Origin of the sequence: Paracoccus sp. UBA889, assembly GCA_002294185.1 — a bacterium.
Classification (GTDB): domain Bacteria; phylum Pseudomonadota; class Alphaproteobacteria; order Rhodobacterales; family Rhodobacteraceae; genus Paracoccus.
This window is the reverse complement of record DBFD01000001.1, coordinates 24,932-37,711: the sequence shown is the minus strand read 5'-3', so window position 1 is coordinate 37,711 and position 12,780 is coordinate 24,932. Positions and strand designations below refer to the sequence as shown.

Here is a 12,780-nt window from a genome sequence, read left to right as displayed (position 1 = left end):
GGGCAAGTGGCGGAGAGGGTGGGATTCGAACCCACGGAACCCTTGCAGGCTCAACGGTTTTCGAGACCGCCCCGTTCGACCACTCCGGCACCTCTCCGCGCTTTTGGGTGGTGAGGCGCGGATTTAGAGGGGTGGGGGTTGAAGTGCAAGAGGGTTTGGCCGAAAAAATCCCGTTCCTCTCGCGAAAGGTGGCGACATGCTTCGATCCTTGGCAATCGCGCTGGTGCTGGTGTTTCCGGCCCTGGCGCAGGCCCGGCCGGTGACCATTATCCAGTCCGAATCCCATGGTGGCCCGGCCGCGCCGCTGACCGAAAGGCTGTGGAACACCATGGATCTGGAATCGCTGATGCCGATCCTGCGCGACGAGGCGGTGGCCGAGGCCGAGGATATGCAGGCGGACCTGTTCAAGCGGGGCGGCACCGGCGGATGGCTGGATCAGGTGGCCCGGATTCACGATCCGGATCGGCTCGAGAGCCTGTTCCGCGAGGGGCTGGAGGCCGCGAGGGAAAACGCCGATCGAGGACGGATAGAAGATGCGCTGACCTTCTATCGCAGCGATCTGGGGCGAAGGCTGGTCGGGCTGGAAAACTCGGCCCGGCGGACGATGCTGGATGCCGATGCCGAGGCCGCCGCCCGCGAAGCCCTGTCGGCGGCCGCAGCCCGCGACGATCCGCGCGTGGCACGGATCCGGCGGCTGATCGACGAGGCCCAGCTGATCGGGCCGAATGTCGCGGGCGGCATGAATGCCGCGATGGCCTTTTCCGAAGGCTTCGCCGAGGGCGAAGGGTTCGACATGCCGATGAACGCCGAGCGGATGCTGCGGGACACCTGGCGGCAGGAGGAGGAAATCCGGGCGCAGACGACGGAGTGGATGGAAAGCTATCTGCTGCTGGCCTATTCGCCCCTGAGCGATGCGGATCTGGACCGCTATATCGTCTTTGCCGGATCGGCCGGGGGCAAGGCCCTGTCGGGGCTGATGTTCGCGGGCTTTGACGCGGTGTTCCGCAAGACATCCTATGAGCTGGGCCTGACGGCCGCCGGACAGATGCGGGGACGCCAGTTGTGAGCGGTGATGTCCTGCTGGTCGGCCCGTTGGCCCAGACGGCCGTGATGCAGGCGCTTGGCCTTGGCGGCAAGGCGGAAACCATCCAGGGCCGACTGTCCGGCGGCCCAAGGGCGGGGATCGACGCGGAGCATTGGCCGCATTATCAGGGCGCGCCCGGTCGGATCGCGGCGGTGCGGGTGGCGCGGAATGATGCGCTGGATCGCTATGCCGCGGTCATGGGGCTGGAACCGCTGGCCCATGGGGGCCGATCCCTGCTGGGGGTCGGTCGCGGCCCGGCATCAGAAGACGAGTGGCGGCCGAACCCGGCGCGCGCGGCCCTGGTGGCAGAGATCGCGCGCCTGGTTCTGCAATCGCCACAAGGGATCGAGTCAGGACGGCTGCGGGCGCGCCTGCCGATGATCGCGATCTGGGCCGAAAGCCGGATACGCGCGCGATCGGGGCCGGTCTCGGGCGCGGATGTCGTGGCACGGCGCGGACCCGGCGACCTGCGCCTGTCGGATCATCGTCAGCCCTATGCCGGCTATTTCGCGGTCGAGACCATGACCGTGTCACATCGCCGCCACGACGGCGGCTTCACCCGCAATGCCAGCCGTGAGGGCTTCATCATGGGCGATGCGGTGGTCGTGCTGCCCTGGGATCCCGTCCGCGACCGGGTGCTGGCGATCGAGCAGTTCCGTGTCGCCCCTGCCCTGCGCCAGGATCCGCAGCCGTGGTTGCTGGAGGCCGTCGCCGGCCGTGTCGATGCCGGCGAAAGCCCCGAGGACGCGGCCCGCCGCGAGACCCTGGAAGAGGCCGACCTGCGCCTGATCCGTCTTGTTCCGGCGATCCATCACTATCCCAGCCCCGGCGCGGTGACAGAATTCCTGTATCTCTATCTCGGCATCGCCGACCTGCCCGACGGCACGGAAGGCGTGCACGGGCTGGACGGAGAGGCCGAGGATATCAGGGGCCATCTGCTGGACCGGCAGGCGCTGCTGCGGATGGTTCTGTCAGGACAGGTCAGCAACGGGCCGCTGGCGATGCTGGCCTTGTGGCTGGATGCCCGCAGGGACGGATTGCTGGCGGAACTGTCCCGATCGTGATCGGGTTCGCCTGACATCACGGGGTTGCCCCGCCCGCCGCGCCATGTGTAGGTAATCCCGACCCGCGATATATTGTCCGGATGGAGGCCGGTCGCCATGCGCATCTGCTCTGATCTCGCCGACGCGATCGGCAAGACACCTCTGATCCGGCTGCGCCGGGCCAGCGAGGAAACCGGCTGCACCATTCTGGGCAAGGCCGAATTCATGAATCCCGGCCAGTCGGTCAAGGACCGGGCAGCGCTGTATATCATCAAGGATGCCATGGCGCGCGGCGATCTGAAGCCCGGCGGCACCATCGTCGAGGGCACGGCCGGCAATACCGGGATCGGGCTTGCGCTGGTGGGCGCGTCGATGGGATTCCGCTCGGTCATCGTGATCCCCGAGACGCAATCCCAGGAAAAGAAGGATATGCTGCGGCTGGCCGGCGCCATCCTGGTCGAGGTTCCCGCCGCCCCCTACAAGAATCCGAACAACTACGTCCGCTATTCCGGCCGCCTGGCAGAGGCACTGGCCAGGACAGAAGCAAACGGCGCGATCTGGGCCAACCAGTTCGACAACACGGCCAACCGTCAGGCACATCTGGAAACGACCGGCCCGGAAATCTGGGACCAGACTGACGGCAAGGTCGATGGCTTCATCTGCGCGGTGGGCTCGGGCGGGACGCTGGCGGGCGTCGCCATGGCGCTGCAACCGCGCGGCGTCCGGATGGGGCTGGCCGATCCCGAGGGGGCGGCGCTCTATTCCTTCTATACGACCGGCGAATTCGACAGCCCGGGCAGTTCCATCACCGAAGGCATCGGACAGGGCCGCATCACCCGGAATCTGGAAGGATTCACGCCCGACTACGCCTACCGGATCCCCGACGCCGAGGCGCTGCCCGTCGTTTTCGACCTGCTGAAAGAGGAAGGCCTGTGCCTTGGCGGATCCTCGGGGATCAACGTCGCGGGCGCGATCCGGATGGCGCGCGAAATGGGGCCGGGGCAGACCATCGTGACCGTCCTTTGCGACTACGGCAATCGCTATCAGACCAAGCTGTTCAACCCGGAATTCCTGCGGGCGAAGGACTTGCCGGTGCCCGACTGGCTGACCCGCGAGGCACCCGACCTTCCGGAAGTATTCGAAGGCTGACATTCCATGGCACGCGCGTTTCTGGCCGTCCTGCTGACGGTCCTCATCCTTGTTGCATCTCCGCTTGCGGCGCAGGACGTTCCCAAACCCGATTTCGGCAAGTGGGAACAGGTTGCCCAGCAGGCGGAAACGGTGGTCGCGGACGGCAGCAGCAACCTTGAACGGCTGACCGCGATCCGGCAACAGGTCTTCGACTGGCGGCGGACCTTCCAGCAGGCGCAGAACGTCAACGGCGACAGGATCACAGCCGTCAAACAGCAGATCGAGGCTCTTGGCGCCCCGCCGAAGGACGGCGAGACCGAGCCCAGCGACATCGCCGCGCGCCGGACGGAACTGAACGACGAGCTGGCCAAGCTTCAGGCGCCGCGACAGAAGGCGGTCGAGGCCGCCAGCCGCGCGAACGCCATCATCCAGAGCATCGACACCATCCGCGACAAGAGGAAGGCGCAGGAACTGGCAAGATTGTCACCCTCGCCGCTTGTCCCCGCGAACTGGACGCTGGCCGCAGAGAACGCCGTGGCATTGTTCGAAGGATTGCTGAGCGAGGCCGGACCGGCGAACGAGGCGGGCCGCACCTGGTCCGACCTCAAGCCACGCCTGCCCAGTGTCGCGGCCTATCTGGTCGCGGCGCTGGTGATCCTGATCTTCGGTCGGCCATGGGTCGGGATGCTGCCCTCGCGCCTGTCGGCGCGCGCGTCGGAATATTCGCGGGCGGTGGTGGTCTTCATCACCTCGCTGGGACAGATCCTGGTGCCGATGATCGGCACCTATCTGGCCATCGGCGCGGTCAAGGCGACCGGTCTGCCCGGCCCGTGGACCCTGCCCATCCTCGAGGCCGTTCCGGCGGCGGCGGTGATCCTGTTCAGCGGCGGCTGGCTGTCGCGGCAATTGTTTCCGCAGCATGCCATCGCCTATGACACGATCAAGCTTGCCGACCGCGCCCGCGACACAGCCCGCCACATGGTCGATTTCCTGGCTACCGTCTTCGCGGTCCACCACGTCCTTGCCGCCGCGATCCTGCCGCGCTCGGGCCTTTACAGCTCGGTCACGGAAAATCGCGACCGGGTTCCCCTGGACCTTGCCGAGGGCGGGGCCTCGGTCTTCAACTTCGCGCTGATCGTCCTGGCGGGCCTGGCCCTGTTCCGGCTGGGCAACATCCTGCGCCGCCTGACCCGGCGGCCGGATGCGGGCGATCTGGTCTATCGCTACCGGATCCTGTCCTGGGCCGGGGCGCTGACGCGCATCATCGTGATCGTCGCGATCCTTCTGGGCGCGATCGGCTTCGTGAATTTTGCCAATCTGCTGATCTGGCCCTGGTCGCTGAGCCTGGCGCTGATTGGCGTGCTGATCATCCTTCAGGACTTCATCGCCGACCTGTTCAACATGTTGAAGCGCGGCGAAGAGGGCGCGCGCGAAGGGCTGGCGCCGCTGCTGATCGGCTTTGGCCTGGTCATCCTGTCGATCCCGGTCTTCCTGGTGATCTGGGGGGCCAAGGGCACCGACCTTCTTGAATACTGGACCCGGATCGAAAGCGGCTTCAGCTTCGGCGGCGTCACCCTGTCGCCCGGCACCGTCCTGACCTTCCTTATCGTCTTCGCCATCGGCTATTTCATCACCCGCGCGGTGCAGGGCGCGTTCCGCAACTCGATCCTTCCCAAGACCAGGCTGGATACAGGCGGGCAGAACGCGGTCGTCTCCGGTCTTGGTTATCTGGGGATCTTCCTGGCCGCTGTGCTGGCGATCACCTCGGCGGGGATCGACCTGTCATCGCTGGCCATCGTCGCAGGTGCGCTGTCGGTCGGGATCGGTTTCGGCCTTCAGAACATCGTGTCGAATTTCGTCTCGGGCATCATTCTGCTGATCGAGCGCCCGGTCAGTGTCGGCGACTGGATCAGCGCCGGCGGGCAGCAGGGGATCGTCAAGAAGATCTCGGTCCGGGCGACCCAGGTGGAAACCTTCGACAAGACCGAGGTGATCGTTCCCAACAGCGACCTGATCAGCCAGCCGGTGACGAACTGGACCCGCCACAACAAGATCGGCCGCATCATCATTCCGGTCGGCGTGGCCTATGGCAGCGACACCCGCAAGGTCGAGAAGATCCTGCAAGAGATCGTCGAGGATCACCCGCTGGTGGCCCTTGATCCGGCGCCGGCGATCCTGTTCCGCAACCTGGGCCCCGATTCGCTGGATTTCGAGATTCGCGCGATCCTGGCCGATGTCGGCACCGGGCTGGGCGTGACCTCGGAACTGCTGCACGAGGTCGTGCGCCGCTTTGCCGAGGAAGGGATCGAGATTCCCTTCGCGCAGCGCGACATCTGGCTGCGCAATCCCGAGGCCCTGCCGGGCGCGGCCGATACCGGCGGCCCGGCCCCTTCGGCAGCGCCCGGCACGGCGCCCGGCGCCCCCGATCCGCGCGTCGGCAAGGCAAGGACGGAAACCGCGCGCGATTTGCCGGGCGATGGCGATCAGGGCGACGGCGATCGCTGAGCCGGCGGGTCCGGCCCTGCGGGCCGGCCTCAGCGCCCGGTCAATCCCTCGATCGGCCGCGGAGGCGACGGGCGCGTGACCAGATAATTCTTGCGTTTTTCGTAGAAGGCGTTTCCGCCCGTCACCAGAACGTAGTGCATGTTGTCGTAGGGAAAGCGGTAGCCCGCAGTGTGAAAGAACTTCGCGTTCTGGACCAGCGGATGCCGTTCGCCGCGAAGGACGGACCGGGCGGCCTCGCGCACCATCGGAACCGAGCGATCGTTCATCTTCCGGCTCATGACGCCGGGCGCGAACTGGTTCCTCTGCGCCACGACGCCGCAGACGCTGTCGGGAAACCTGTCCGAGCGCACGCGGTTCATCACCACGCTGCCCACCGCCACCATGCCATCGCGGCTGGAGCGGTTGGATTCGAAATACATCGCCCGCATCATGCAATCGAGATCCGAGCGGCGAAGCACCGCGTTCGAACCGCCTGCGCCGCCCGAACAGCCCGCAAGCAACATCAGCATCCCGGCCAGACGGCGCACCGCCCTTGGCGTCCAGGTCGAAACTGTCATCTGCCTGTCCCCTTCCCGCTGATCGCGGTTCTTTCGGTCTTTGTTGCGGGGAAGATAGCAAAGCCGGCGGTGTTGCAGCAACAGTCAGGCGCAAGCGACGGGGGTTTGCCGCTCAGGCGGCGATCGAGGCGGGGGCGTCGTCGTCCTCGTCGCTGCTGCCATCGTCAGGCAGGCCCTCGCGCGACAGCAGCACGGCCACCGGGCGCAGCCAGGGGATGTGGGCACAGACGATCATCAGGGCCACCATGATCGGCACCGCCAGGAACATGCCCGGAATGCCCCAGACCGCGCCCCAGAAGGCAAGACTGAGAATGATGCCAAAGCTGGACAGCCGCAGCGTCTGGCCCAGAAGCATCGGATCCAGCACATTGCCGATGACGAATTGCGTGATCGTGCAGCCAAGCGCGACGATCCCCGTCACCGAGATGTCGCCGGTCAGGACGAAGGCCAGCAGCGTTGTGATCACCGTCGCGATGATCGAGCCGACCGAGGGGATGAAATTCAGGATGAAGGTCAGGATGGCCACCGCGACGGCCAGTTCCAGCCCGGCCAGCTTGAAGATCATCCAGACGATCACCGCCGTCACCGCGCTGACCCCGGTCTTGACGACCAGATAGCGGTTCACCCGGTGCATGATCGACGAGATGATCCGCGTGACCTGCCTGGCCTGCGCGGCATCGCCGGTCAGGCGCTCGACCTTGACCGGGAACCAGACCTGTTCCGCGAACATGAAGCCCACGAACAGGATCACCAGGACGCTGCCCGACAGGATCCCCGACGCCTGCCCGGCCAGCGAACGGATCCAGCCGGTGATGTTGAAATTCGAGATCGCCGTCAGCACCCGTTCCTGCACGTCGGGACCAAGCCGCTGGGTCAGGCTGGGCAGCGCGGCCTGCGCCTGTTCGGCATAGGCGATGGCGGTCAGCACGACCTCGTTCACCTGCGCGACGATGGTGGTCGATATCCACAGCAGGGCCAGGGTGATGCCGATCAGCGCCAGCGTCGTGCCCAGCCATTTCGGCACCTTCAGCCGCGACGAAATGCCCATGATCGCATCCGTCGTCAGCGAGAACAGGATGATGGCGATGGCCAGAGAGATCAGGATGAAGCGCGCCTGAACCAGCATGAACAGCAGCAGGCCGAAGGCGATGATGCCCAGAAAGCCCGTCTGCAATCGATCCCGCAGGATCTGTTCGCGTGAATTGTGGTCCAATCCCTGCCTCGCCCTGTCGCGGAAAGCCGGGGGCTATTCTAACCCTCCGTCTCGTCCGTGTCGCCCTCTTCCGTGTCGCCCTGTTCCGCGATTCGCGCGACCGAAACCACGACCTCGCCATTGGCTGTATTGAACACCTTGACGCCGCCGGCGCTGCGCGAACGGAAGCTGATCCCCTCGACCGGCACGCGGATCGACTGCCCGGTCGAGGTCGCCAGCATGATCTGGTCGTCCATCTCGACCGGAAAGCTGGCGACCAGCGGGCCGCCGCGCATGGCCCGGTCCATCGCCATCACGCCCTGGCCACCGCGCCCGCGCACCGGATATCCATGGCTGGAGCTGATCTTGCCCGCGCCCCTGGCGGTGATCGTCAGGATCAGATCCTCGGCCGCCGACATTCGGGCATAGCGTTCCTGGGTGATGCTGCCCTCGGCCACGGCTTCTTCGTCCTCGTCGGCCTCGGCTCCGTCATCCAGCGCCCCGGCGACCGCGCGACGCATCTTCAGATAGGCCGCGCGCTCGGCCGGATCGGCCTCGAAATGGCGGATCACCGACATGCTGACAACGCTGTCGCCATCTGCCAGACGGATGCCGCGCACGCCGGTCGAATCGCGGCCCTTGAAGACCCGGACTGCGGTGGTCGGAAAGCGGATCGCCCTGCCCTGCGCCGTCACCAGCATCACGTCATCCTCGACCGTGGCCATCCGCACGCCGATCAGGCTGACGCCTTCGGGCAGCTTCATGGCGATCTTGCCGTTCGACTTGACATTGGTGAAGTCCGACAGGGCGTTGCGGCGCACATCGCCCTGCGACGTGGCGAAAACGGCCTGATATGCCTCCCATTCCGTCTCGGGTGCATCGACGGGCATCAGCGCGGCGATGGACACGCCCGGCTCGATCGGCAGGATGTTGACGATCGCCTTGCCCTTCGCGGTCCGTCCGCCCAGCGGAAGGCGCCATGTCTTCAGTCGGTAGACCATGCCGTCCGTGGTGAAGAACAGCAGCTCGGTATGGGTATTGGCAACAAACAGCGTCGTCACCACGTCATCTTCCTTGGTGGCCATGCCCGACAGGCCCTTGCCGCCGCGACGCTGGCTGCGGAACTCGGCCAGCGCCGTGCGCTTGATATAGCCGCCCGAGGTGATGGTGACGACCATGTCCTCGCGCTCGATCAGGTCCTCGTCCATCATGTCACCGGACCATTCGGTGATCTCGGTGCGGCGGGGCACGGCGAAGAGCTGTTTCACCTCGCGCAATTCGTCGCTGATGATGGCCATGATCCGTTCGCGCGAAGCAAGGATCGCCAGATAGTCACGGATCGACTCGGCCAGGGATTGCAACTCGTCCGTGACCTCCTTGACGCCGATCTGGGTCAGGCGTTGCAGGCGCAAATCCAGGATCGCGCGGGCCTGGGTTTCGGACAGGTTATAGGTGCCGTCCTCGTTCACCGGATGCAGCGGATCGTCGATCAGACGCAGGTATTCGACAATGTCATGGGCGGGCCAGCGCCGTTCCATCAGCCGCTGACGCGCCTCGGCCGCATCGACGCTGCTGCGGATCGTGGCCACGACCTCATCGACATTGCTGACGGCGACCGCCAGGCCGCACAGGACATGGCTGCGTTCACGCGCCTTGCGCAATTCATGGGCCGTGCGACGAGCCACAACCTCTTCGCGGAAACTTATGAAATAAGTAAGAAAATCCCGCAGAGGCAGCTGCTCCGGCTTGCCCCCGTTCAGCGCCAGCATGTTGCAGCCGAAACTGGTCTGCATCTGGGTGAACCGGAACAGCTGATTCAGCACCACATCGGTCGTCGCGTCACGTTTCAGCTCGACCACGACGCGGACACCCTGCCGGTCGGATTCGTCCTGCACGCTGGCGATGCCCTCGATCCGCTTTTCCTTGGCCAGTTCCGCGATCCGCTCGATCATGCTGGACTTGTTGACCTGATAGGGGATCTCGTCGATGACGATGGCGAAACGGTCCTTGCGCGGCTCCTCGATATGGGTCTTGGCGCGGATGATGACGCTGCCGCGCCCCTCCAGATAGGCCTTGCGCGCACCCGACCGGCCCAGGATCATCGCGCCGGTCGGGAAGTCGGGGCCGGGAATGATTTCCATGATCCGCTCGGTCGGCAGATCGGGATCCTCGATCAGGGCCAGTGTGGCGTCCACCACCTCGCCCAGATTATGCGGCGGGATATTGGTCGCCATGCCGACCGCGATGCCGCCTGCACCGTTGACCAGCATGTTCGGAAACCGCGCCGGCAACACCGTCGGCTCGTGATCCTTGCCATCGTAATTGTCCTGGAAATCGACGGTATCCTTGTCGATATCGGCCAGCAGGAAATTCGCCGGCTTGTCCATGCGCACTTCGGTATAGCGCATGGCGGCGGGCGGATCGCCGTCCATCGAGCCGAAGTTGCCCTGCCCGTCCAGAAGCGGCAGCGACATCGAGAAATCCTGCGCCATCCGCACCAGTGCGTCATAGATCGCGGCGTCGCCATGGGGGTGATATTTGCCCATCACGTCGCCGACGGGGCGGGCGGATTTGCGATAGGGCTTGTCGGCGGTATTGCCGCTTTCGTTCATCGCATAAAGGATGCGGCGGTGGACCGGTTTCAGGCCGTCGCGCAAATCCGGGATGGCGCGGCTGACGATGACCGACATCGCGTAATCGAGATAGGACGTGCGCATCTCGGCCGAAATGTCGATGACGGGGCCGTCATGAGCCATTACCACCCGTTCAGGCGCGCCGTTTTCGTCACCATTGTCAGGGGTTTCGGGCAGATCGTCTTCTGGTGTGTCGGCCACGCTGGTTCCTCAACATCTTGTCGAGTGACGGTATAGCCGAGGGCGCGCGCGGGGGCAATCTTCGGCCGCCTTATGCGGTCTGGCCGGGCCATGGGCGCGGCGCCATCCAGCAAGCGGGTCGGGGCCCCCAACCGCGCGCGGTTGGGGGCCGGCCTCCCCGGCATCGCCGCCGGCGGCGACGCTGTTGCGCGCTGCTTGCTGTCAGTCCAGTGACATCCGCACAAGGTCGATCCGTGCGATCGGCTATCGGCGCCGCCGGCGCGGGCGGCCGCCGTCACCGGCATTGAAGGAGGGCGCAGGAAGGCTGACCACGCGGGACAGTTCGGGGAACGGATCGCTGGCATGGGGAATCGCGTTGGCGGCCACGAAATGTTCCTGAAAGCGCGGCGCGATTGCGGTTTCGACGCGCGTGATGCGGCGCACCTCGGCCTCGATCTCGGCACGGGCCGCGCGCGAACACAGCGCGATCCGCGCGCCCGTCCCGGCGGCGTTCCCGGCGCTCGTCACCCTTTCGGGCGCACAATCGGGGATCATCCCCAGAACCAGCGCGTGCAGGGGCGAGATATGCGCCCCGAAGGCCCCCGCCAGCACAACCCGGTCCAGCCGGTCGATGCCGAATTCGTCCATCAACAGCCGCGCCCCGGCGTAAAGCGCCGATTTCGCCAGCTGGATCGCGCGGATATCCCCCTGGGTCACGGCGATCACAGCGCCGTTCTCGGCGCTGCCGTCATGAAGCAGATAGGAATGGGTGCGACCCTGCGCGATGCAGCGCGACGTGCCGACCTGTTCGGCCGATCCGATCAATCCGCCCGGATCGACGATCCCGGCCATCCGCATCTCGGCCACCGCCTCGATGATGCCAGACCCGCAGATGCCGGTAATGCCGACGCCCCTGACGGCCTCGGCAAAGTCCGGCTGGTCGGACCACGGCTCGACGCCGATGACGCGAAAACGCGGCTCCTTGGTCACGGGGTCGATCCGCACCCGCTCGATCGCGCCGGGGGCGGCGCGCTGACCGCTGCTGATCTGGGCGCCCTCGAAGGCCGGGCCGGTGGGCGAGGAACAGGCCAGCACCCGCCTGCAATCGCCCAGAACGATCTCGGCATTGGTGCCCACATCGACGATCAGGACCGGGTTCCGGGATTTCTGCGGCTGTTCCGACAGCACCACCGCCGCCGCATCCGCGCCGACATGGCCGGCGATGATCGGCAGCACATAGGCGCGGGCGGCCGGGGCAATGCCCAGACCCAGTTCCGCCGCCGCGACCGTCAGCGCGTCCGAGGTCGCGGGCGCGAAGGGCGCCTGTCCCAGTTCGACCGGGTCGATCCCCAGCATCAGGTGATGCATGACCGGATTGCAGACGATGACGGCATCCACGATACGCGCCGCCTCGATCCCGGCCTCCGCCGCCAGCGTCCCGATCAGATGGCCCAGACCTTCGCGGACCGCGCGCGTCATCTCGGCCGCGCCGCCCGCATTCATCATCGCATAGCTGACCCGACTCATCAGATCCTCGCCAAAGCGGATCTGCGGGTTCATCAGACCCGACGAGGCCAGCACCCGACCGTCATCCAGCGCCACCAGATGCCCCGCAATGGTGGTCGATCCCAGATCGACCGCCACCCCGCAAAGCGGCGACTCGGACAGACCGGGCCACAGATCGACCAGCAGCGGTGCCCGCTGCCCGTCATCGCGCACCACCGCCGTGACCTTCCACCCCGCCTTTCGCAGAACCTGCTGGATCCGCGCCAGAACGGGCAGATCCGCCCGCAGCCCCTCGATCCCCCAGGCCGAGGCCAGGGCCGCCGACAGGCGCTGGAAATCCCCGGTCGGATCATCCAGATCGGGCTCGGCCACCTCGACATAGAAGGGCCGCACGGCGGGATCCATCGCCATCACCCGTTCGGCTGCGGATTTGCGGATCACCTGCCTGTGCAACTGACTTTCTGGCGGCACGTCGATCACCAGATCCGACTGGATCCGCGCCTGACAGCCCAGCCGCCGCCCCGGTTTCAGCCCGCGGATGCGGTCATAACGTTCCTCGACCGCGTTGAACGGCGACAGCGCGTCACAGGCCACGGTCACGCCGTGTTTGGGAAACGCCCCATGGCCCGGCTCGACCTGACATTTGGAACATATGCCACGTCCGCCGCAGACCGAATCCAGATCGACACCCAGCCGCCGCGCGGCTTCCAGCACCGGCGTGCCCACCGGCACCCGACCCCGCCTGCCCGACGGCGTGAAGATGACAAGAGGATCGTCGGCCATGGAAAACCTCGCTTCAACGCCCCGATTATCGCCGGGTCGCGCGCGTCGCAACACCGCAATCCGCCTCAAATCGGCGCGTTTCCGACGTCTTCGTTGGACAAATACCCTCGGGGGGTGAATTGCGTTGCCCGCAACGCAAGAGGGGGCGCGAGCGCCCCCTCCCCGC

Annotated in this window: 8 protein-coding genes and 1 tRNA gene; 4 read left to right on the top strand and 5 right to left on the bottom strand. The window is 66.1% G+C overall.

The window, feature by feature from the left end:
* Positions 1–7: 7 nt before the first annotated feature.
* Positions 8–97: transfer RNA gene (locus B4L36_RS00170), tRNA-Ser, on the bottom strand.
* Between the two features lie 99 nt (positions 98–196).
* On the opposite strand from B4L36_RS00170, the gene B4L36_RS00165 reads away from it, so the two are divergent.
* The 4 genes from B4L36_RS00165 (at position 197) to B4L36_RS00150 (ending at position 5,763) form a co-directional block, all read left to right on the top strand.
* Complete coding sequence (locus B4L36_RS00165; protein ID WP_292950647.1) at positions 197–1,066, top strand: DUF2059 domain-containing protein; 870 nt, start codon at positions 197–199, stop codon at positions 1,064–1,066.
* The gene (locus B4L36_RS00160) at positions 1,063–2,148 is read left to right on the top strand and encodes an NUDIX domain-containing protein (protein WP_292950645.1); all 1,086 of its coding nucleotides are present in this window, start codon (positions 1,063–1,065) and stop codon (positions 2,146–2,148) included. Before B4L36_RS00165 ends, B4L36_RS00160 begins: the two co-directional genes overlap by 4 nt.
* 96 nt (positions 2,149–2,244) lie before the next feature.
* Entirely contained in the window at positions 2,245–3,276 is a 1,032-nt protein-coding gene (locus B4L36_RS00155) for a cysteine synthase A (protein WP_292950643.1), read from the top strand.
* 6 nt (positions 3,277–3,282) lie between these two features.
* On the top strand, positions 3,283–5,763 hold the full coding sequence (locus B4L36_RS00150; protein ID WP_292950641.1) for a DUF3772 domain-containing protein: 2,481 nt from the start codon (positions 3,283–3,285) through the stop codon (positions 5,761–5,763).
* Positions 5,764–5,792: 29 nt separating this feature from the next.
* Here B4L36_RS00150 and B4L36_RS00145 read toward each other — a convergent pair whose 3' ends face one another.
* The 4 genes from B4L36_RS00145 to B4L36_RS00130 all read right to left on the bottom strand — a co-directional run bounded on the left by B4L36_RS00145 (position 5,793) and on the right by B4L36_RS00130 (position 12,614).
* Entirely contained in the window at positions 5,793–6,320 is a 528-nt protein-coding gene (locus B4L36_RS00145; protein ID WP_414692118.1) for a cell wall hydrolase, read from the bottom strand.
* Positions 6,321–6,432: 112 nt separating this feature from the next.
* A complete protein-coding gene (locus B4L36_RS00140; protein WP_292950639.1) occupies positions 6,433–7,533 on the bottom strand; it encodes an AI-2E family transporter in 1,101 nt (366 codons plus the stop codon).
* A 38-nt stretch (positions 7,534–7,571) separates the two neighbouring features.
* Positions 7,572–10,268, bottom strand: coding sequence for a DNA gyrase subunit A (gene gyrA / locus B4L36_RS00135; RefSeq protein WP_292950651.1), 2,697 nt, complete (start codon positions 10,266–10,268; stop codon positions 7,572–7,574).
* Positions 10,269–10,589: 321 nt separating this feature from the next.
* On the bottom strand, positions 10,590–12,614 hold the full coding sequence (locus B4L36_RS00130) for an ASKHA domain-containing protein (RefSeq protein WP_292950637.1): 2,025 nt from the start codon (positions 12,612–12,614) through the stop codon (positions 10,590–10,592).
* Between the last annotated feature and the right edge of the window lie 166 nt (positions 12,615–12,780).

Coding starts and splice junctions, on each gene's coding strand:
- B4L36_RS00165 (WP_292950647.1), top strand. CDS start 197: ATGCTTCGATCCTTGGCAATCGCGCTGGTGCTGGTGTTTCCGGCCCTG.
- B4L36_RS00155 (WP_292950643.1), top strand. CDS start 2,245: ATGCGCATCTGCTCTGATCTCGCCGACGCGATCGGCAAGACACCTCTG.
- B4L36_RS00150 (WP_292950641.1), top strand. CDS start 3,283: ATGGCACGCGCGTTTCTGGCCGTCCTGCTGACGGTCCTCATCCTTGTT.
- B4L36_RS00145 (WP_414692118.1), bottom strand. CDS start 6,320: ATGACAGTTTCGACCTGGACGCCAAGGGCGGTGCGCCGTCTGGCCGGG.
- gyrA (WP_292950651.1), bottom strand. CDS start 10,268: ATGGCTCATGACGGCCCCGTCATCGACATTTCGGCCGAGATGCGCACG.
- B4L36_RS00130 (WP_292950637.1), bottom strand. CDS start 12,614: ATGGCCGACGATCCTCTTGTCATCTTCACGCCGTCGGGCAGGCGGGGT.